Annotated in this window: 22 protein-coding genes; 7 read left to right on the top strand and 15 right to left on the bottom strand. The window is 42.1% G+C overall.

What is annotated here, in order from left to right; genetic code table 11:
* Window positions 1-36 precede the first annotated feature (36 nt).
* On the bottom strand, window positions 37-1,086 hold the full coding sequence (locus ACLNCP_RS08200; RefSeq protein ID WP_261047984.1) for an ABC transporter permease: 1,050 nt from the start codon (window positions 1,084-1,086) through the stop codon (window positions 37-39).
* Window positions 1,083-1,814, bottom strand: a complete 732-nt coding sequence (locus ACLNCP_RS08195; RefSeq protein ID WP_000889954.1) for an ABC transporter ATP-binding protein — start codon at window positions 1,812-1,814, stop codon at window positions 1,083-1,085. Before ACLNCP_RS08195 ends, ACLNCP_RS08200 begins: the two co-directional genes overlap by 4 nt.
* A gap of 67 nt (window positions 1,815-1,881) precedes the next feature.
* Here ACLNCP_RS08195 and ACLNCP_RS08190 point away from each other — a divergent pair, with 67 nt between their 5' ends.
* Window positions 1,882-2,292, top strand: a complete 411-nt coding sequence (locus ACLNCP_RS08190; RefSeq protein ID WP_023947132.1) for an HIT family protein — start codon at window positions 1,882-1,884, stop codon at window positions 2,290-2,292.
* A gap of 9 nt (window positions 2,293-2,301) precedes the next feature.
* Window positions 2,302-2,589 (top strand): hypothetical protein, encoded by a 288-nt coding sequence (locus ACLNCP_RS08185; protein ID WP_223340339.1) that lies wholly within the window; start codon window positions 2,302-2,304, stop codon window positions 2,587-2,589.
* A gap of 339 nt (window positions 2,590-2,928) precedes the next feature.
* Here ACLNCP_RS08185 and dnaJ read toward each other — a convergent pair whose 3' ends face one another.
* The 11 genes from dnaJ to ACLNCP_RS08130 form a co-directional block, all read right to left on the bottom strand.
* On the bottom strand, window positions 2,929-4,065 hold the full coding sequence (gene dnaJ / locus ACLNCP_RS08180; protein ID WP_001066308.1) for a molecular chaperone DnaJ: 1,137 nt from the start codon (window positions 4,063-4,065) through the stop codon (window positions 2,929-2,931).
* Window positions 4,066-4,436: 371 nt separating this feature from the next.
* Window positions 4,437-6,260 carry a molecular chaperone DnaK gene (gene dnaK / locus ACLNCP_RS08175; protein ID WP_023947126.1) on the bottom strand — a complete coding sequence of 608 codons (1,824 nt, stop codon included), beginning with the start codon at window positions 6,258-6,260 and terminating at the stop codon, window positions 4,437-4,439.
* A 253-nt stretch (window positions 6,261-6,513) separates the two neighbouring features.
* Window positions 6,514-7,038: a nucleotide exchange factor GrpE gene (gene grpE / locus ACLNCP_RS08170; RefSeq protein ID WP_424844297.1), complete on the bottom strand. Its 525-nt coding sequence runs from the start codon at window positions 7,036-7,038 to the stop codon at window positions 6,514-6,516.
* A gap of 26 nt (window positions 7,039-7,064) precedes the next feature.
* Window positions 7,065-8,099: a heat-inducible transcriptional repressor HrcA gene (hrcA, locus tag ACLNCP_RS08165; protein ID WP_424844296.1), complete on the bottom strand. Its 1,035-nt coding sequence runs from the start codon at window positions 8,097-8,099 to the stop codon at window positions 7,065-7,067.
* Window positions 8,100-8,259: 160 nt separating this feature from the next.
* Window positions 8,260-8,772 carry a DUF2812 domain-containing protein gene (locus ACLNCP_RS08160; protein WP_424844295.1) on the bottom strand — a complete coding sequence of 171 codons (513 nt, stop codon included), beginning with the start codon at window positions 8,770-8,772 and terminating at the stop codon, window positions 8,260-8,262.
* A gap of 34 nt (window positions 8,773-8,806) precedes the next feature.
* Window positions 8,807-9,382, bottom strand: a complete 576-nt coding sequence (locus ACLNCP_RS08155) for a DUF2812 domain-containing protein (protein ID WP_043901516.1) — start codon at window positions 9,380-9,382, stop codon at window positions 8,807-8,809.
* Window positions 9,382-9,702: a PadR family transcriptional regulator gene (locus ACLNCP_RS08150; protein ID WP_261065713.1), complete on the bottom strand. Its 321-nt coding sequence runs from the start codon at window positions 9,700-9,702 to the stop codon at window positions 9,382-9,384. The genes ACLNCP_RS08155 and ACLNCP_RS08150 overlap by 1 nt, the downstream gene beginning before the upstream one ends.
* 113 nt (window positions 9,703-9,815) lie before the next feature.
* Complete coding sequence (gene glnA / locus ACLNCP_RS08145; RefSeq protein WP_424844294.1) at window positions 9,816-11,162, bottom strand: type I glutamate--ammonia ligase; 1,347 nt, start codon at window positions 11,160-11,162, stop codon at window positions 9,816-9,818.
* 36 nt (window positions 11,163-11,198) lie between these two features.
* Window positions 11,199-11,555, bottom strand: a complete 357-nt coding sequence (glnR, locus tag ACLNCP_RS08140) for a transcriptional repressor GlnR (RefSeq protein ID WP_424844293.1) — start codon at window positions 11,553-11,555, stop codon at window positions 11,199-11,201.
* A gap of 76 nt (window positions 11,556-11,631) precedes the next feature.
* Window positions 11,632-12,159, bottom strand: coding sequence for an FUSC family protein (locus ACLNCP_RS08135; RefSeq protein WP_000119915.1), 528 nt, complete (start codon window positions 12,157-12,159; stop codon window positions 11,632-11,634).
* Between the two features lie 322 nt (window positions 12,160-12,481).
* Complete coding sequence (locus ACLNCP_RS08130) at window positions 12,482-13,681, bottom strand: phosphoglycerate kinase (RefSeq protein ID WP_001096764.1); 1,200 nt, start codon at window positions 13,679-13,681, stop codon at window positions 12,482-12,484.
* 239 nt (window positions 13,682-13,920) lie between these two features.
* Here ACLNCP_RS08130 and ACLNCP_RS08125 point away from each other — a divergent pair, with 239 nt between their 5' ends.
* Window positions 13,921-15,552 (top strand): Na/Pi cotransporter family protein, encoded by a 1,632-nt coding sequence (locus ACLNCP_RS08125; RefSeq protein ID WP_049524778.1) that lies wholly within the window; start codon window positions 13,921-13,923, stop codon window positions 15,550-15,552.
* 96 nt (window positions 15,553-15,648) lie between these two features.
* On the opposite strand, the gene ACLNCP_RS08120 is transcribed toward ACLNCP_RS08125, so the two are convergent.
* A complete protein-coding gene (locus ACLNCP_RS08120) occupies window positions 15,649-15,945 on the bottom strand; it encodes a bacteriocin immunity protein (RefSeq protein WP_084890535.1) in 297 nt (98 codons plus the stop codon).
* A 19-nt stretch (window positions 15,946-15,964) separates the two neighbouring features.
* Window positions 15,965-17,029: a glutamyl aminopeptidase gene (gene pepA / locus ACLNCP_RS08115; protein WP_424844292.1), complete on the bottom strand. Its 1,065-nt coding sequence runs from the start codon at window positions 17,027-17,029 to the stop codon at window positions 15,965-15,967.
* A gap of 238 nt (window positions 17,030-17,267) precedes the next feature.
* Between pepA and ACLNCP_RS08110 the strand changes: the two genes are divergently transcribed.
* From ACLNCP_RS08110 to ACLNCP_RS08095, 4 genes are all read left to right on the top strand, one after another.
* Window positions 17,268-18,227: an ABC transporter permease gene (locus tag ACLNCP_RS08110; RefSeq protein WP_424844291.1), complete on the top strand. Its 960-nt coding sequence runs from the start codon at window positions 17,268-17,270 to the stop codon at window positions 18,225-18,227.
* A complete protein-coding gene (locus ACLNCP_RS08105) occupies window positions 18,217-19,173 on the top strand; it encodes an iron chelate uptake ABC transporter family permease subunit (RefSeq protein WP_049515981.1) in 957 nt (318 codons plus the stop codon). Before ACLNCP_RS08110 ends, ACLNCP_RS08105 begins: the two co-directional genes overlap by 11 nt.
* Window positions 19,170-19,922, top strand: coding sequence for an ATP-binding cassette domain-containing protein (locus ACLNCP_RS08100; RefSeq protein ID WP_261126063.1), 753 nt, complete (start codon window positions 19,170-19,172; stop codon window positions 19,920-19,922). Before ACLNCP_RS08105 ends, ACLNCP_RS08100 begins: the two co-directional genes overlap by 4 nt.
* Before the next feature lie 98 nt (window positions 19,923-20,020).
* Window positions 20,021-20,986, top strand: coding sequence for a siderophore ABC transporter substrate-binding protein (locus ACLNCP_RS08095; RefSeq protein ID WP_424844290.1), 966 nt, complete (start codon window positions 20,021-20,023; stop codon window positions 20,984-20,986).
* Window positions 20,987-21,013 lie beyond the last annotated feature (27 nt).

The raw sequence follows: 21,013 nt of genomic DNA, 5'->3' as shown, positions 1-21,013 counted from the left end.
GAACTCAACTTCTTTTTTAGTGTCATATAGACAATGTTAGTCCTGCATCTGACGTTTGACCTGATAAGGTAGGTACAAGACTAGTAAAACCAAACCAGCTCCCAGTAAGGCTAGAAGGGCTAGTTTTTCTTGGAAGGTAATCAACCCAACAACTAATTCCACTACTAAGACCAAACTGGTCAATCCTCGGACTACCGCCTGCAAGCCTTTTTCCTTTTGCCCCTTGTCCAGTGGAAAGAGTTGGGTCAAATACTGGTAGTCAAAGGCATGATAGAGGGCCAGCAACTGGAAGAGCAAGAGGTAGTTAAAGAGAACCACCACTGCTGTCGCAATCCAAGCTTGCTCGATAAAGACCTGCGCCAGCAAGGAAAGTAGGAGCAGACGGAGACTGAGGGCAAAGAGGTCTCCATTTCGCAGATAAGAACGCAGATAGAGATTTTGCCAAATCTTCCCAGGCACCTTCTGAACAACCTTTAGGATAAAGTCCAGATAGGCACGACGCTTAATGCTGTTTGAAATTCCCTTGACCTGCGTAAAGAGGGCAAAGAAACGAAGCAAGACTTGCTTACGCTTGCTTTCTTGGGAAATGACATAGTCCCAGTCCAGTCCAGTTTCAGTGAAAAATTTGCTGGCCTTTTGACGAAAGAGGAAATATTTACCTACTCCCAATAAAAGCACATAGACCAGAAAAACAGGCAAGCCATAGCCCATTGCTAAAAATAAAGGCGCAAATAACAGCAAGAAAAGGGTCTGGACAAAGAGCCAAAAGACTAGGGAAACGCCAGTTTGACGCTTGAGATGGAGTTTGATTTCCTCTTCTCCGACTAAGAGAAAGAGCTTGTCTGGAGCCTCCATATAGGTGGCAATTCCTCCCCAAAGCAAAAGTAAAACAGACGTAATTCCTACAAATAAAAGGATAGGCCAATGATTTTCAGGAAAATCTTGCAAGAGTTGACTGTACTGGTAGGCTAGAAAGCCCAGCAGGACAAGCAGGAACAAGACAAAGTGGTCATTAAGAACATAGCGCAGATAACCGACACACTCCTTACGAAAAGCCTGCTTTCTCTTTAAAAACAAGTCTTTCATAGCTCCTCCTCTTTGGTCAGAGCCAAGTAAATATCATTCAAACTAGCCTCAGGCATATCAAAGGCTTCGCGCAGTTGCAGGAGATTTCCCTTAGCACGCACCTCTCCCTTGTGAAGAATGACAAAAGCATCACACATCTTCTCCGCCGAATCCAGCACGTGAGTACTCATGAGAATAGACTTGCCTTTTTGCTTTTCCACTTCCAAAAGCTGAATCAAGTCGGCAATAGCCAGCGGATCAAGACCAAGGAAAGGCTCATCCACGATGAAAAGACTTGGATCCACCACAAAAGCACAGATAATCATGACCTTTTGCTTCATCCCTTTTGAAAAATGAACAGGGAACCAGTCTAATTTCTGGTCCAGACGGAACATTTTTAACAAAGGCTCTACTCGATCAAAAGCCACTTTCTGCTCAATACCATAAGCCATGGCAACCGTTTCGATATGCTCTCTGAGGGTCAATTCCTCATACAGGCTAGGTGTCTCAGGAATGTAGCCAATTTGCTTGCGGTAGCTCGTTGCATCTTCTTGCAGGGTCAAGCCATTGATATTGATAGAACCGCTATAAGGTGTCAACAGACCAATAATCTCATTGATTGTCGTCGATTTACCAGCACCATTGAGACCAATCAAACCAACCAACTGCCCACTTTCAACAGTAAAGGACACATCTTTCAAGACAGGGACATGGACATAGCCACCTGTCAGGTTTTTTATTTCTAACATATTTTCTCCAAATCTGGTATAATGTAGCTATATTATATCAAAATTCAATACAGTAGAGGTAGATTTTATGTCAGATTGCATTTTTTGTAAAATCATTGCAGGGGAAATTCCTGCTTCAAAAGTATACGAAGATGAGCAGGTTCTTGCCTTTCTTGATATCTCTCAAGTAACGCCTGGACACACCTTGGTCGTACCAAAAGAGCACTATCGCAATCTTTTAGAAATGGATTCTACTAGCGCCAGCCAACTCTTTGCCCAAGTACCAAAAGTAGCTCAAAAAGTCATGAAAGCTACCAAGGCTACTGGTATGAATATCATTACCAACTGTGAAGAAATCGCAGGTCAAACAGTCTTTCATACACACGTTCACCTCGTGCCTCGCTACAATGCAGACGATGACCTCAAGATTGATTTTATCGCCCACGAACCAGACTTTGACAAACTCGCTCAAGTCGCTGAAACCATCAAAAACGCCTAAGGAGTTGCCATGAAATTATCTAATCTACTGCTATTTGCAGGAGCTGCAGCCGGCAGTTATTTGGTCACAAAAAATCGCCAAGCCATCACAGATGAAGTCTTGAACACTACTGACCGCGTTCAAGCTATCAAGGACGATGTGGATATTATCCAAAATAGCCTGCAAATCATCGACCAACAAAAAGAACTCATCAAGGAATATCAAGAAGACCTGACTTACAAGTTTAAGGTCTTGGAAAAGGATATCCAGACCAGACTAGCTGTCATCAAAGAAACACAGGAAATGGAAGATAAGTAAAAAGAGCCAATTGGCTCTTTTTAGTTTATAGATTTTTTAAGACTTTCCTTAAGTAATGACGGACGGTAGCGACCTTCTTCGAAGTTCCATACCTAAACTTTGAGCCTAGGTCTCAAAGTTTCCGAACACCTGAAATCAAACGGTTTCAGGTGTTTTCATTGCGGCGGAAAGTCTGGGAAAGTATTTGATTTATACTCAATGAAAATCAAAGAGCAAACTAAGAAACTAGCCGCAGCTTGCTCAAACACTGTTTTGAGGTTGTAGATAAGACTGACAAAGTCAGTCACATATATACGGCAAGACGACGTTGACACGGTTTGAAGAGATTTTCGAAGAGTATTATTCTCCTTCAAAGGCATCTTTAATATGGTCAAAAAAGCCTTTTTTCTTTGGATTGACTTTTAAATCACCAGCAGCTGCGAATTCCTTCAAGGCTGCTTTTTGGCGGTCGTTCAAGCCTGTCGGTGTTACGACATTAACGGTAACGTATTGGTCACCAACTGCACCACCACGAAGGCTCGGAGCTCCCTTGCCACGTAGACGGAATTTCTTACCAGTCTGAGTTCCCTCTGGGATAACCAATTCAACATCACCGTGAACCGTTGGGATATCAACTGTATCACCAAGAGCTGCTTGGACAAAGTTGAGGTTGAGATTGTAGAAGATAGTCGTTCCTTCACGTTCAAACTTGTCGCTGGCTTCCACAGAAACCACTACATACAAGTCACCGTAAGGTCCACCGTTAAATCCAGCTTCACCTTGACCCGCTAGGCGAATTTGTTGACCGGTTTCCACACCAGCAGGGATTTTCACATGTACGCTATGAGCTTGTTTTTCATGACCTGTTCCGTGACAAGTGGTACATGGATCTTTGATTTCTTTTCCGCGACCGTGACAGACATCACAGGTTACTTGACGACGCATCATACCAAGAGGAGTCTGCGTATCGACGTTAATGACACCAGCACCATGACAGCGTCCACAAGTGACTGGACTTGTTCCTGGCTTAGCACCTGAGCCATTACATGTACTACAGCTTGCTTCACGATTGTACTTAACCTCTTTTTCAGCTCCAAAAATAGCTTCTTCAAAGGTCAAATTCACACGGTATTGGAGGTCATCCCCCTGACGAGGAGCATTTGGATTGCGTGAAGCACCGCCTCCGCCGAAGAAACTTGAGAAGATATCTTCAAAACCACCGAAGCCTCCTGCCCCATCGAAACCGCCGAAACCACCAGCTCCACCAAAACCACCGTTGGCTCCAGCAGCACCATATTGGTCATAGGCAGCACGTTTTTGGTCGTCACTCAAAGTCTCATAGGCTTCCTGAACTTCCTTGTACTTTTCCTCAGCACCAGGCTCCTTGTTGATATCTGGGTGGTATTTTTTCGAAAGCTTACGATAAGCCTTTTTGATTTCGTCTGCCGAAGCGTTTTTTGACACCCCCAGACGATCATAAAATTCAGTATTGTTCATACAAGATACCAAGACCGTAAAATTCGACTGAAAAATAAGAAATCTGACGCTGGAGCGATGCTCCTAGACAGATTTATCTTTTTTCCGAGAATTTAGGTCGGGTTCAATTCCTTTCTTTTATATTGAGTAAGAAATTTGGGAACCCGTGTTCAGTTACTCGAACACCCTTGTTCCTTTCTGTTAATATTACGGAACGAATCCTCAATCTAGGTCGGGTTCAATTCCTTTCTTTCATATTGATGAGACAAAATCCAAACAAATGAGATTCCGTCCCTTTTTATCGAAAAACAGAGGCTGGGTTGCAACCTCTGGATTTCTTCTTATACTCGCCCGATTTTCAAGTTCGGGATAAAATAGTCCACTGGACTATTTTATTTCTCCGTAAACTCTCCGTCTACGACGTCATCGCCTGCGTTTCCTGTTGCTTGTGCGTCTTCTGCTCCTGCTTGAGCTTGTTGGGCTGCTGCGGCTTGTTCGTAGAGTTTAACAGCAAGTCCTTGAGCTTTTTCGTTCAATGCTTCAAGTTTTGCTTTCATGTCGTCCAAGTTGTTGTCTTCTTGCGCTTTCTTAAGGTCATCAAGGGCAGCTTGGGCAGCGTCACGTTCTGCGTCGAATCCTTTGCCTTCAGTTTCCTTGATTGTCTTTTCAGTCGCAAAGATCGCTTGGTCTACTTCGTTACGAAGGTCAACTTCTTCTTTACGTTTCTTATCTGCTTCAGCGTTAGCTTCTGCATCTTTCATCATGCGGTCAATTTCTTCGTCAGTCAAACCTGAGTTAGATTGGATCACAATTGTTTGTTCTTTTTGAGTTCCAAGGTCTTTGGCCTTAACAGACACGATACCGTTCTTGTCGATATCAAATGTTACTTCGATTTGAGGAATTCCACGAGGTGCAGCTGGGATATCTGTCAATTGGAAACGTCCAAGAGTCTTGTTATCTGCTGCCATTGGGCGTTCACCTTGAAGAACATGGATATCAACGGCTGGTTGGTTGTCTGCAGCAGTTGAGAAGACTTGTGATTTAGATGTTGGAATTGTTGTGTTACGGTCGATGAGTTTTGTGAAGACACCACCCATTGTTTCGATACCAAGTGACAATGGTGTTACATCAAGAAGGACAACGTCTTTGACATCACCAGTGATGACACCACCTTGGATGGCAGCACCCATAGCAACTACTTCGTCAGGGTTTACTGATTTGTTTGGTTCTTTACCAGTTTCAGCTTTAACAGCTTCTACAACGGCTGGGATACGAGTTGAACCACCAACAAGGATAACTTCGTCGATTTCTGACAAGCTCAAACCTGCATCTGAAAGGGCTTGACGAACTGGAACTTTTGTACGTTCCACAAGGTCACGAGTCAAATCGTCAAATTTCGCACGAGTCAAAGTCATTTCCAAGTGAAGAGGTCCAGCCTCACCTGCAGTGATAAATGGCAAGCTGATTTGAGTTGAAGTCACACCAGAAAGGTCTTTCTTCGCTTTTTCAGCCGCATCTTTCAAACGTTGCATTGCCATCTTGTCAGTAGATAAGTCAATACCGTTTTCTTTCTTGAATTCTGCTACCAAGTGGTCGATGATTTTTTGGTCAAAGTCGTCACCACCAAGTTTGTTGTCCCCTGCAGTTGACAATACGTCGAAGACACCGTCACCCAATTCAAGGATAGATACGTCGAATGTACCACCACCAAGGTCGAATACCAAGATTTTTTCTTCTTTATCAGTCTTGTCCAAACCGTAAGCAAGAGCGGCTGCAGTTGGTTCGTTGACGATACGTTCTACTTCAAGACCAGCGATTTTACCAGCGTCTTTTGTTGCTTGACGTTGAGCGTCGTTGAAGTAAGCAGGAACTGTGATGACTGCTTTAGTTACTTTTTCGCCAAGGTAGTCTTCAGCATAACCTTTCAAGTATTGAAGAATCATAGCTGAGATTTCTTGTGGAGTGTATTCTTTTCCGTTAGCAGAAACTTTTTCAGAAGTTCCCATTTTAGATTTGATAGAGATGACTGTATCTGGATTTGTAACTGCTTGGCGTTTTGCAGCATCCCCAACGATGATTTCTCCGTTTTTGAATGAGACTACAGATGGAGTTGTACGGTTACCTTCTGGGTTTGCGATGATTTTTGATTCAGTTCCTTCAAGAACTGCAACTGCTGAGTTTGTTGTACCTAAGTCAATACCGATAATTTTAGACATGTGTTTTTCTCCTTAAATTTTATATTCTATTTTTCTTTTTGATACTCTTCTTAAGTGGCGGCGCCGTCAGAGCTTGACTTCGTCAATCTCTTTGACTAAACTTTGAGCCTAAGGTCTCAAAGTTTGCGCAAATAGCGCCACGGCGAAGAGTATCGTCTTTGGTCCGCTTCGCTCACTATTGCAAAGCCAAACATATTTTATCTTTCTTCATAGTTTATTGTCGTTTCGGACAAATTTTGTCAAGTTTTCTAAACTAGTTATAGACCACTACCATGGCTGGGCGTAGGATGCGGTCATGGAGCTTGTAGCCTTTTTGGAAGACTTGGGCGATGGTATCTGCTGGGTGGTCATCGTCTGCTGGGAGAGTTTGGATGGCCATATGGTAGTTATGGTCAAATTCACCGTCAGCTGCGATTTCTTCGATTCCTTCTTCTTTCAAAGCGTGAATCAAGCTTTCTTGCACCATTTCCAAGCCCTTCTTCACATCATCTGTCAACCCTTCGACGGCAAGGGCACGTTCGAGGTTGTCGAGTGATGGCAAGATTGCTTTCGCCAAATCTTGGCTGCGATAGCGTTGCAAGAGTTGGCGCTCTTCGTTGGCACGGCGCTGAATGTTTTGCATTTCTGCATGAGCGCGAAGATATTTATTTTCGAACTCATCTGCACGTTCATTTGCCAAGTCCAACTCAGACTTTTCAGGAGTTGTTTCTTCAGCTGTTTCCACAACTTCCTCTTCTTGGACTTCTTCTACTTCTTCATTTTTTATATCTTGGGCCATTTTCGCCTCCTTTAATGATTTCAATCTTAATGTACTTCGTAATGATTACTGCTGAGGTAGCGGTAAAAATCTGTCAACTTCATGGTCAAAACACGATTGACCACATTGACTTGGTTGATTAGCTGTTGGTAATCCAGATTGACTGGACCGATAATGGCTAGAATTCCAACTCCCCGATAAGGAATGAGGAACTTGCTACTAATCACCGCTAGGTCAGCTAGACAGGACTCTTGACTGTCTGCAACACGAACGTTTTGCATCTGATCTTCATGCAGCCCCTCACGAATCTCCAGAGTCACCTTTTGCGGTTGGTCAAAGAACTGATAGGCTGCCAGATTGGCAAAATTCAAGAGATTAACCTTGCCCGCCACCACAATGTTTTCGTTGAACATTTCCTTAAAGATATGTTCAAAGAGATCGATGACATTGTCCGTTGTTGTAAAGTAACGCTGGATAATCTGCGGAATCTCCGTCCGAATCTTGTAGTGAATATCTAGAACGGTGTGGCCGAGGAAACGTTCCTGAATGATGCTCTTCAGTTTCAGCAAATCCTCCTGCAAAAAGTTCCTTGGAATCAGAAACTGACTGGTAACCGTTCGAGACTCGTCTAGGGTGAATACCGCCAAGGCCGTATGTTGCCCCAAAACAACGATATCAAAGGCTGTCAGACGTTGCCTGCTGGGCTCAACATCCAGTGCTACTACCGTACAGCCACTCAGGTCTGTCAGTAGATTAGCAGCCTCTTGCAGAATATCCTCCAATTTGAAGAATTCCTGATCAAAGGCTTTGACAATCTCATATACCTCATTTTCAGCCAGTCGGTCAAAATCCAGTGAGTGTTTCACATAGTACTGAAAACCAGCAACACTTGGCATCCGACCACTTGAAGTATGAGCCTTCTCAAGCAAACCTTGCTTTTCTAGAGCCGCCATTTCATTACGAATGGTTGCGCTGCTAGAGTTAATAGACTCTTGCAAGGCTTTAGATCCTACAGGTTCGTGCGTTTTGGTAAAGATGTCAATAATCAGATTTAAAATATCCTGCTGACGCTCTGTAACCATCTCATCACTCCTCTCTGTCTGATCGATTAGCACTCGATACACTCAAGTGCTAACTTATGATTCTATTATACACCCTTAAAAGAGAATGTCAAGACAAAAACTCAAAAAATTAGCACTCTTTTGCCAAGAGTGCTAAAAATCAGCCTGAAGACCTAGAACCCTACCTTCCATCTACTAGGTATTTACTTTTTAGTCTGAAATAACCATAGATTAGATAAGAAATCATAAAGGCATATAGAGCAAAAATGACAAAGAAAGATTGCGACAGTTCTTCTCTAAACAAACTCATACAAACAACAAGACCACCTAAGAAAGTAGCTGTACAGGAACGAAGTCTATATCGCATAACTTCCCATCTGAGCCCCTTACTCATATAGACTTGATCCTCTGAAAGTGTATCAAAAGCTGGTTTACGAAGAATTAAACAAAAACCTGTTTCTATCAATTCCCAACCTCTATTTCTAAAATCTTGCAGTTCATGCTTATATTTTTTAAGAAATCTAGAATCATAGATACAGTAGATGACATCGTCTGGTTGACATTGGTCAAAATAGAACAAACCAAAACGACTCGTTCTATACCTCCAACCTTTCAAGTGCATCTCATGAAAATATTCTTCTTCCTTGTCCAAATCAACAATGGTGAAAATCCGAAATTGCTTTTTATTTATCATGACTTCCCCTCCAATTTTGAGCATACCTACCCTATCATAAATCTGATAATTCCTTCTTTTTATGCCATAACTTCCAGCTAATATAGGCAACTATTAACAAAAGGATTAAAGACAAGAAAATATCTAGCCCGACCGCAAGTAAACTCCATAGACCATACGCATTACTTTTATTGAGCAACTTAAGTAAGAATGGTATATGTATGGCTAGCAAAAGTAAAACAGGTACTAATCGCAGTCTTAAAATGCGATTAACCATAGCTAACTTCCCAGCAGCGTCATTATAGATTTCAAATTCTGCATTCGATTCAATTTCAGAATGTGCTTTTCTAAAATAGGAAAAACTATTAAAGTCTGTAATATGCTCCCAGCCACAGTCTTTAAACAGTTGTAAATAGGAGGCTCTCTCTGATTTTTCCATTGGGTAAAAATCCAACTGATAAGACACTTGCTCAGGGTGACACTTTTCAAAGGTATACTTAACTGCAAACAATAAGATAGAATAGCTTACTTTTCTAAGTTTCCAGCCCTTAGCATGCATTTCTCTAAAGTATAGAGCCTCCCTCTCATAATCCGCAATTGTAAAAATTCGATAAACAATTTTCTTTTCCATCATACTTCCTCCCGACTGTTTCTATAGAGCCGTTCAATACGCTTCAATTCAATATCTAAGACTTTGCGTCCCAAGTCTGTAATCTGATAGATTTTCCGTTTTTCCTCTTCGCGGACAAAGGAAATCAAACCATCCTTTTCCATCTTTGACAAGGTTCCATACATAGTCCCAGGACTAATCGAAACTTGCGAATCTGTCATCTCCTTGACCTTTTGCGTAATACTATACCCATGACCTTCCTTTTGCAGACAGAACAAGATATAAAAACCCGTTTCCGTCATCGGAAGATAAACTCGACGAATCTTAGCCGTTAATTCCATTTGTAACCACCTCCTATTCAGTTCGATATATCGTACTTCGTTATATAAAATATATCACACCTCGATATAAAAAGCAAGAAAAAAGACTACCCTAAGGCAATCTTCCTTCTCTATTAATACAGATCTAAATAGTTATCAATTTCCCATTGTGAAACGAAGGTTGCATAACTTGCCCATTCGATTCGTTTGGCTTCAAGGAAACTAGTATAGATATGTTCTCCAAGAGCCGCTCTGACAACTTCATCTTCTGTCAAAGCTTTCAAAGCGTTGTGAAGGGTTGATGGAAGGTCTGTAATTCCAGCTTCCTTACGCTCTTCAGCTGTCATGATGTAGATATTTTCTTCGATAGGAGCTGGTGCTTCGATTTTATTTTCAACACCATGCAAACCAACTTCCAATAGAACTGCCATAGCGATATATGGGTTTGCCATTGGGTCCACCGAACGCAACTCAAGACGAGTTCCCATACCGCGTGAAGCAGGTACGCGCACAAGTGGTGAACGGTTACGACCAGCCCAAGCAATGTAAACAGGCGCTTCATAACCTGGAACTAAACGTTTGTATGAGTTAACTGTTGGATTCATGATAGCAGTATAGTTGTAGGCATGCTTGATCAAACCACCAAGGAAATGGTAGGCCGTTTCTGACAACTGCATTCCTTTTGGATCATTTGGATCAAAGAAGGCATTGTTTCCTTCTGCATCAAACAAGGACATATTACAGTGCATACCTGATCCAGCAATACCAAATTTTGGTTTCGCCATAAAGGTTGCGTAAAGTCCGTGTTTGCGAGCAATAGTTTTAACAACAAGTTTAAAGATTTGAATCTTATCACAAGCATGGAGGACTTCATCATATTTAAAGTCAATCTCATGCTGTCCAACAGCAACCTCGTGGTGACTCGCTTCTACTTCAAATCCCATTTTAGTCAAGACATTCACAATCTCACGACGCGTATTGTCCGCAAGGTCAGTAGGCGCCAAATCAAAGTAGCCACCCTTATCATTTACTTCAAGTGTTGGGTCTCCATTTTCATCCAACTTAAATAGGAAGAATTCTGGCTCTGGACCAAGGTTGAAAGATTTGAATCCTACTTCTTCCATGTGACGAAGAGCACGCTTCAAATTGCCACGAGGGTCACCCGCAAATGGTTCACCTTCTGTTGTATAGACATCACAGATCAAACCTGCAACACTTCCATTTTCATCTCCCCAAGGGAAGACTGTCCATGTATCCAAGTCTGGGTACAAGTACATATCTGACTCATTGATACGTACAAAACCTTCAATAGAAGATCCATCAAACATAGCCTTGTTTGACAAGACTTTATCTAACTGTTCATCTGTAGCAGGAATTTCGACGTTTTTCATGGTTCCCAAAATATCTGAGAACATAAGACGAATAAAGGTAACATTTTTTTCCTTGACTTCACGACGAATATCAGCAGCTGTGATTGGCATGAGTTTTCTCCTTAATATATGACTACTTGCGGTTACCTAACCGCGACCAAAAGGTGACCGTACTGAAGCAAAGCGACCCTGTTGGAGGAGCTCATTGTGAAGTGCACGACGCACCTCAGTCTGACTCACCGCTTTCTTGGATTTCGCTTCACGTTCAGCATATTTTTTCTTAATGGCAGCGATATTATAACCTTCAGAGATATAATCTTTGATTTCAAGCAGACGATCCATGTCATTCAAGGAATACATGCGACGGTTCCCTTCGTTTCGAACAGGTTTGATCAACTCTTGATCTTCATAATAACGAATCTGACGCGCCGATAGATCGGTCAACTTCATAACACTGCCGATAGGAAAAACAGCCATATTTCGGCGAAATTCTTTTTCCTTCATTTACAATTTCCTTCTTTCTGTCTATTATAGTCTAAAAAAAGACAAACGTCAAATGATAATGTTATAAAATGTAACATTATTTTTCTTTTTTCTCTAAAAAGAGCCGAATACGATCAATATCGTAATTTACAAGAATTGCGACAAAAACTCCCATGAAAGTTTCTGATACACGCGCAAATACGTACAAAATTGTCTCTCCGCTCGGAATCGATAGGGTAATGATTAACATAGCTGCTACACCACCAATAACCCCTGCTTTGTTATTCATGGCTACATTTGTCATAATGGTTAACATAGTGCAGATTGGAACAACTACCAAGGTCACCCAAAAGGCTTCGTGGAAAAAGGTATTTAATAAGAAGAAGACCAAGGCATAGAGGCCACCGATACTATTTCCTAGAATACGCGAAGTCCCAAAATGAACACTCTTATCAAAACTCTCCCTCAGGCTAAAAACGGCTGTCAAAGCACCGATTTGAAGACCTTTCCAGCCAAAAAAGCCAAAAATCAAGAGAACTAGAAAAACAGCAATACCTGTTTTAAAGGTTCGCATACCAAGTTTGAACTGGGATTTATCGAATTTATATTTTTTAAAATAACTCATAATCTCAACTTTCTATTTCCATTTTATCATAAATCGGTGATTTTTATGAGTAATAGTTGAGAGGAAGCGTTTTTATTTTAAGCAAAAGAAAAGAGGAACTTTCATTCCTCTCTTCTTTGATTGTTTATAAAATCTTATTTTTCTGTCAAGGCTGCAAGTCCTGGAAGAACTTTACCTTCAAGAAGTTCCATTGATGCTCCACCACCGCGTCACAAATACCTACACTAACACAAAAAGGTGGCTATGTCACCTTTTTGTTAACGTTTCAGTTTTGTTCCTTTTTCTACAAAATCAGGATTTTGTAGAGACTAACGGGCTGAAATTATTTTTCTGTAAGTGCAGCCAAACCTGGCAATACTTTACCTTCGAGAAGTTCCATTGAAGCACCTCCGCCCGTACTAATCCATGAGAATTTGTCTGCACGTCCAAGGTTGATCGCTGCGGCAGCTGAGTCACCACCACCGATGATTGATTTAACGCCTGGTTGTTTCACGATAGCGTCCATCACACCGATTGTTCCAGCTTGGAAGTCTGGGTTTTCAAATACACCCATAGGTCCGTTCCATACAACTGTTTTGGCACCAGTCAAAGCTTCGTCAAATTTAGCGATAGATTTTGGACCGATGTCAAGACCAAGGAAGCCTTCAGAAACTGCTTCACCTTCAGTGTCACGCACTTCAGTGTAACCAGCAAATGCGTTAGCTTCTTTTGAGTCAACTGGCAAGATCAATTTACCGTTTGCTTTTTCAAGAAGAGCTTTCGCAACATCCAATTTGTCTTCTTCTACAAGTGAGTTACCGATTTCGATACCTTGTGCTTTGTAGAATGTATAAGTCATACCACCACCGATAAGGACTTTATCAGCTTTTTCAAGCAAGTTTTCGATAACACCAATCTTGTCTGAAACTTTTGAACCACCAAGGATAGCCACAAATGGACGTTCTGGAGCTTCAACTGCTTCTTGGATGTAGGCAATTTCGTTTTCAAGAAGGAAACCAGCAACTGCTTTTTCAACGTTTGCTGAGATACCAACGTTAGATGCGTGTGCACGGTGAGCTGTACCGAATGCATCGTTTACGAAGATACCATCTCCAAGTGATGCCCAGTATTTACCAAGTTCAGGATCGTTTTTAGATTCTTTCTTGCCGTCAACATCTTCGTAACGAGTGTTTTCAACCAAGAGAACTTGTCCATCTTCAAGAGCGTTGATAGCTGCTTCCAATTCAGCACCACGAGTGACACCTGGAAGGAAAGCAACGTCTTGACCCAATTTAGCTGCCAAGTCAGCAGCTACAGGAGCAAGTGATTTACCAGCTTTGTCTGCTTCTTCTTTTACACGGCCAAGGTGAGAGAAGAGGATAGCACGTCCACCTTGTTCAAGGATGTACTTGATAGTTGGAAGAGCTGCAGTGATACGGTTGTCGTTGGTAATCACGCCATCTTTTACAGGTACGTTGAAGTCAACACGAACGAGGACTTTTTTACCTTTCAAGTCAACGTCTTTAACAGTAAGTTTTGCCATGTTACAAAAACCCCTTTATTTATTTTATTCGAAACTATTATATCACACTTTGGAAATATAAGGAAAGATTTCACAAGATTTTTCGATATTTAATCTTTGTGGCATGCTAGAGTATATTATTTTTGCTTTTTCTAACGAATTTTCTTTCTAAAATCTTAGCTTAACACTTGTTAGATTTACTTTTATCCTTTAAAATAGAATAGGAGAAATTCCGTTATTATTTTTCGGAGGAAAAAGAAATGTCCATTAATTGGCAGGAAATTTTATTTCACTTTTTAGGTGGTCTGGGACTATTCTTATATAGTATCAAGACCATGGGAGACGGTTTGCAACAAGCTGCTGGAGATCGCCTTCGTTTTTACATTGACAAATATACCAGCAATCCGTTCTTCGGTGTGCTAGTTGGTATCGGTATGACGGCGCTAATTCAGTCAAGTTCTGGTGTCACAGTCATTACAGTGGGGCTAGTCAGCGCAGGACTTTTGACCTTGCGTCAAGCTATCGGTATTGTCATGGGTGCCAATATTGGAACTACCGTTACATCCTTTATCATCGGTTTTAAGCTAGGAGATTACGCCTTACCAATGCTTTTCATCGGAGCGATTTGTCTCTTCTTCACCAAGAATCGCTCTATCAATAACATCGGACGTATCATTTTTGGTGTAGGTGGTATCTTCTTCGCTCTCAATCTTATGAGCGGTGCAATGGAACCTCTAAAAGACCTGCAAGTCTTTAGAGACTATATGGTTGAACTAAGCAAGAGTCCTATTCTAGGTGTCTTTGTCGGAACTGGACTAACCCTACTCATTCAAGCTTCTTCCGCAACTATCGGTATCCTACAGAATCTTTACGCAAGTGGTTTGATTGATCTACAAGGTGCCCTACCAGTCTTGTTTGGTGATAATATCGGAACGACCATTACAGCTATTATTGCTTCTCTTGGAGCTAATATCGCTGCCAAACGTGTTGCTGGTGCCCATGTCGCCTTTAACGTGATTGGTACGGTTATCTGTATTGTCTTCCTTGTACCTTTCACTGGCTTGATTCAATGGTTTGAATCTACACTCAATCTGGCTCCAGAAATGACCATTGCCTTCGCCCACGGAACCTTTAATATCACAAATACTATTATCCAATTTCCATTCATCGGAGCCTTGGCCTACTTTGTAACCAAGCTCATCCCTGGTGAAGATGAAGTTGTCAAGTACGAGCCACTTTATCTTGATGAGCATTTGATTAAACAAGCTCCATCAATCGCTCTTGGAAATGCGAAGAAAGAACTCCTTCACTTAGGAAATTATGCTTCTAAAGCCTTTGACCTTTCATACAACTATATTATTGACCTTAATGAAAAGGTTGCTGAAAAAGGCCACAAGACAGAAGAAGCCATCAATACCATTGATGAAAAATTGACTCGTTACCTGATTACTCTTTCAAGCGAAGCCCTTAGCCAGAAAGAAAGTGAAGTGCTCACCAACATTCTTGATTCATCCCGTGATTTGGAACGGATTGGGGACCACGCAGAAGCCCTAATCAACCTGACTGACTACCTTCAACGTAAAAATGTTGAGTTCTCTGAAGCTGCTTTGCAGGAATTGGCTGATATCTATCAAAAAACCACTGACTTTATCAAAGATGCCCTTGATAGTGTAGAAAACAATGATATTGAAAAAGCTCAAAGTCTGATTGAACGCCATAAAGAAATCAACAATATGGAACGTGTTCTCAGAAAGACCCACATCAAACGCCTCAACAAGGGTGAGTGTTCAACACAAGCTGGGGTCAACTTTATCGACATCATTTCCCACTATACTCGTGTATCTGACCACGCTATGAATCTAGCTGAAAAGGTCATCGCTGAACAAATCTAAGAACCAAGAAGCTATCCTGAATGGGATGGCTTTTTTCTTTTCCTAACCAAGAATTGCTTTTCTACCATATAAAAAATGCTTTGATCCACAATGGAATCAAAGCATTTTAAAGAGTTCCCCATACATAAGCGCAGAAGCTGCAGTTCCTCTGTACTTGGATTCTTCTCTTTTGATAAAGCGAGCCAAGTTGAGCAACTCAGGTGCTGGATGTTTGGGATTTAGGAGCAATTCACGATTGACCAGACCTGAGAGACGAACTGCCAGCAATTGCTCATTTGTAGTAGGCAGTTTTTTAGCAGTCTCTAGGAGAGCAGCAACTAAATCTTCACTCAAATCATGTCGAGCATGATTGTAAAGATCTTTTACAAGGCTTTCTAGGTTTGGTTCTACCATCCCTACCACCTCCTTAAGTTTAATAATTTTTAATCAAGTCAACCGTTGAACGATCCAATTTTTTCACCAAAGCTTGCAAGAAAGCTTGAGCTTCTAGGAAGTCATCCATAGCGTAGAGAGTTTGGTGAGAATGGATATAACGAGCGCAAACACCGATTGTTGTAGATGGGACACCACCATTTTTCAAATGAGCTGCGCCAGCGTCTGTTCCGCCTTTTCCACAGTAGTATTGGTACTTGATACCAGCTTCTTCAGCCGTTGTCAAAAGGAAATCCTTCATTCCTGGGAGAAGCAAGTGACCTGGATCGTAGAAACGAATCAAGGTTCCATCCCCAATCTTGCCTTGACCGCCATAAACATCACCAGCAGGTGAGCAGTCAACTGCTAGGAAGACTTCTGGATCAAACTTGGTTGTAGATGTATGAGCACCACGAAGACCAACTTCTTCTTGGACATTAGAGCCAAGATAGAGTTCATTTCCGAGTTTTTGACCTGACAGAGCTTCCGCCAACTCGCTCACCATGAGAACTCCATAGCGATTGTCCCAAGCTTTTGAGATGATATTTTTTTCATTGGCTGTCAAGATTGCAGAACTATCTGGTACAATGGTATCGCCAGGACGGATGCCAAATCTTTCTGCTTCCGCCTTATCCGCAAAACCACCATCAAAGACGATATCTGCAATGGCAGGTATGGTTGGTCCGCCCTTACCACGAGTCAAATGTGGAGGGACAGAACCCGAAATCACAGGAATTTCACGACCATCACGAGTCAAGAGTTTGAAACGTTGGCTACTAACCACCATAGGATTCCATCCACCGATTTCTACCACACGGAAGGTACCATCTGGCTTGATTTCGCTGACCATAAAACCAACTTCATCCATGTGAGAAGCGACCAAGACGCGCGGCGCATCCGTAGCTTCTGAATGCTTGATACCAAAAATACCACCCAAGCCATCTGTCACCACTTCATCCACGTGCGGTGTCAACTTTTCACGAAGATAAGCACGGACAGGTGCTTCATGACCTGAGATCGCAGCAAGTTCTGTTACTTCTTTGATTTTTGAAAATAATGTTGTCATTTCAGTTCCTTCTTTCTTTCATCCATTTTACCACTTTTTATAGGAGAAGGATAGCGGGAAGGTGGATAGTTTTTTACTCAGTTTTCCTACTAAAAAAGAGAGCCCGATGTTCTTTCAGGAATTTTTCTTTCCTTTTTACATTAAATTGTCAGAAAATTTATTGACAGATTAAATAAATCATGTTACAGTAATATCCGCAGGTATCTTTCAGTACCAAATCTACATGAAAGGATGGGGTATGAAACTTTCTCATTATTTAATTGGCTTACTTCTACTCCTGGTCTTTCTCTCTATTAGCATTGGGACCAGTGATTTTTCATGGGGAAAACTCTTTGCACTGGATCATGAAACTTGGCTTCTCTTTCAAGAGTCCCGTCTTCCAAGAACCATTAGCATTCTCCTGACTGCCTCTAGTATGAGTATGGCAGGGCTCCTCATGCAGACTATCACTCAAAATCAGTTTGCTGCACCGAGTACAGTTGGAACGACTGAAGCCGCCAAACTAGGAATGGTATTGAGCCTCTTTGTCTTTCCGTCGGCTAGTCTGACTCAAAAGATGCTCTTCGCTTTTGTTTCATCCATCGTATTCACCCTCTTCTTCCTAGCCTTTATGGCCATTTTTACTGTAAAGGAAAGGTGGATGTTGCCTCTGATTGGGATCATCTATAGTGGGATTATCGGTTCTGTGACAGAAGTTATCGCCTACCGTTTCAATCTGGTTCAGAGTATGACAGCTTGGACCCAGGGCTCCTTCTCCATGATTCAGACCCATCAGTATGAATGGCTTTTCTTAGGCCTCATTATCCTGATAGCCGTTTGGAAATTATCCCAAACCTTCACCATCATGAATCTGGGCAAAGAAACCAGCGAGAGTTTGGGGATTTCCTACTCCCTACTTGAAAAACTGGCCCTCTTTCTTGTGGCTCTAACGACTAGTGTCACCATGATTACCGTGGGTGGCTTGCCATTTCTCGGAGTCATCGTTCCAAATCTTGTTCGCAAGCACTATGGAGATAATCTGAGCCAAACCAAACTCATGGTCGCACTGGTTGGGGCCAATCTAGTTCTGGCCTGCGATATCCTCTCTCGAGTCTTGATTCGACCCTATGAGTTGTCTGTCAGTCTTCTACTAGGAATCATTGGTAGCCTCGTCTTTATCCTACTTCTATGGAGAGGGGGACGAAAAGATGCAGTCTAAAAGCAAACATACCAAACTCTTCTGGCTTCTCATTATTCTGGCCATCGGAGCTTGTCTCCTCTATTTTTGGCCCATCACCCACCTGTCTGCCTTTGCCTGGAAGCTACGTTCCCAAAAGATTGTCGTTTATCTCTTGGTAGCTATCGCGACAGGGATTTCGACCATTAGTTTTCAAACACTGACGGAAAATCGTTTCCTGACGCCAAGTATTTTAGGAATCGAATCCTTCTACGTCCTACTGCAAACTCTACTACTGGTTTTTGAAAGCAAGTTTCTTCAACTTGGCAAGTCCCCTATTTTAGAATTCCTAGTTTTGTTTCTGCTTCAATCCCTCTTCTTTCTTGCCTTACAAGGCTACTTGAAGACACTGATGAAGCAAGATTTGGTCTTCATCCTGCTAATCTGTCTAGCACTCGGAAGTCTCTTTCGAAATATCAGTACCTTCCTTCAGGTCTTGATGGATCCAAATGAATACGATAAACTGCAGAACAGTCTCTTTGCCTCCTTTCAGCATCTCAACACTTCCATCCTAGCCATTGGTTCTCTGATTATCCTTGCTTTGACCATCTTTTTCTTTCGGAAAGCAGTCATTCTGGATGTCTTGCACCTGCAAAGAGAAACGGCTCAAATATTGGGGCTCAATGTGGAAAAAGAACAGAGAGAACTCCTCTGGGGCATCGTGCTTTTGACTTCAACAGCCACCGCCTTGGTAGGTCCTATGGCTTTCTTCGGCTTTATGCTGTCCAACCTCACCTACCTGATTGTCAAAGACTATCGGCACAAGTTACTCTTTATCGTAGCCATTCTGGTTGGATTTATTAGCTTGACCTTGGGGCAGGCCCTGATTGAACGAGTCTTTGCTCTGGAAATTCGCATCAGCATGATCATCGAGAGCGTAGGTGGTCTCTTATTCTTTATCTTACTATACAGGAGGGCGCGTCAGTGAAACTGGAAAACATTGACAAATCCATTCAAAAACAGGAGATTTTGCAAGATATTTCCCTTGAAGTCAGTCCTCAGAAACTGACAGCCTTTATTGGTCCAAATGGTGCTGGAAAATCGACTCTCCTCTCCATCATGAGCAGACTGACCAAGAAAGATCAGGGAATTCTCAGTATCAAAGGCCGTGAAATCGAGAGCTGGAATTCGCAAGAACTGGCCAAAGAACTGACCATCCTAAAACAGAAAATCAATTACCAAGCCAAATTGACTGTTGAAGAACTGGTCAGCTTTGGACGTTTTCCCTACAGCCGTGGTCGACTGAAGGCAGAAGACTGGGAAAAAATACGAGAAACTCTGGACTATCTGGAACTGACAAATTTAAAAGACCGCTATATCGATAGTCTGTCTGGTGGCCAGCTCCAACGTGTCTTTATCGCCATGGTACTGGCCCAGGATACAGACTTTATCTTGCTAGACGAACCGCTTAACAATCTCGATATCAAGCAAAGCGTCAGCATGATGCAGATTCTTCGGAGACTAGTGGAGGAACTCGGTAAGACCATTATCATTGTCCTCCACGATATCAACATAGCCAGCCAGTATGCGGATGAAATTGTTGCCTTCAAGGACGGTCAGGTCTTTAGCAAGGGAAGAACCGATCAAATCATGCAGGCTGACCTGCTCAGTCAACTTTACGAGATTCCCATCACGCTGGCTGATATCAATGGTAAAAAGATCTGCATCTATAGCTAGCTATTCTGAACCCCTGTTAGAGGAAGCTCTGTCTCTTAGCTAACAAGCCTATCTAAGAGACTCCCTACATCGTTATCACATTTTAAAAAGGAGAAATCATGAAAACATCCCTTAAACTTTACCTTACTGCCCTAGTGGCCAGCTTCTTGCTCCTACTTGGTGCATGTAGTACAAACTCAAGCACTAGCAAGACGGAGTCAAGTAGCTCTGCTCCAACAGAGGTAACCATTAAAAGTTCACTAGATGAGGTCAAACTTTCAAAGGTTCCTGAAAAGATTGTGACCTTTGACCTCGGTGCTGCGGATACTATTCGCGCTTTAGGTTTTGAAAAGAATATCGTCGGAATGCCTACAAAAACTGTTCCGACTTATCTTAAAGACCTAGCTGGAAAAGTTAAAAATGTTGGTTCTATGGTTGAGCCAGACCTAGAAGCCCTTGCTGCTCTTGAACCAGACCTAATTATCGCTTCACCACGTACCCAAAAATTCGTAGATAAGTTCAACGAAATCGCCCCAACCGTGCTCTTTCAAGCAAGCAAGGATGACTACTGGACTTCTACCAAGGCAAATATCGAATCCCTAGCAAGCGCCTTTGGTGAAACTGGTACACAGAAAGCCAAAGAAGAATTGGCCAAGCTAGACAAGAGCATCCAAGAAGTCGCTACTAAAAACGAAAGTTCTGACAAAAAAGCCCTTGCCATCCTCCTCAATGAAGGAAAAATGGCTGCCTTTGGTGCCCAATCTCGTTTCTCTTTCTTGTACCAAACCTTGAAATTCAAGCCAACTGACACTCAATTTGAAGACTCTCGCCACGGACAAGAAGTCAGCTTTGAAAGTGTCAAAGAAATCAATCCTGACATCCTTTTTGTCATCAACCGTACCCTTGCCATCGGTGGTGACAACTCTAGCAACGATGGTGTCCTAGAAAATGCCCTTATCGCTGAAACACCTGCCGCTAAAAATGGTAAGATTATCCAACTAACACCAGATCTCTGGTATCTAAGCGGAGGCGGTCTTGAATCAACAAAACTCATGATTGAAGACGCACAAAAAGCTTTGAAATAAGCCGCTTCAAACTCAATTTAATACTCA

Origin of the sequence: Streptococcus sp. CL6.35, assembly GCF_049737915.1 — a bacterium.
Classification (GTDB): Bacteria; Bacillota; Bacilli; order Lactobacillales; family Streptococcaceae; genus Streptococcus.
This window is presented reverse-complemented; position numbering and strand designations above follow the sequence as displayed.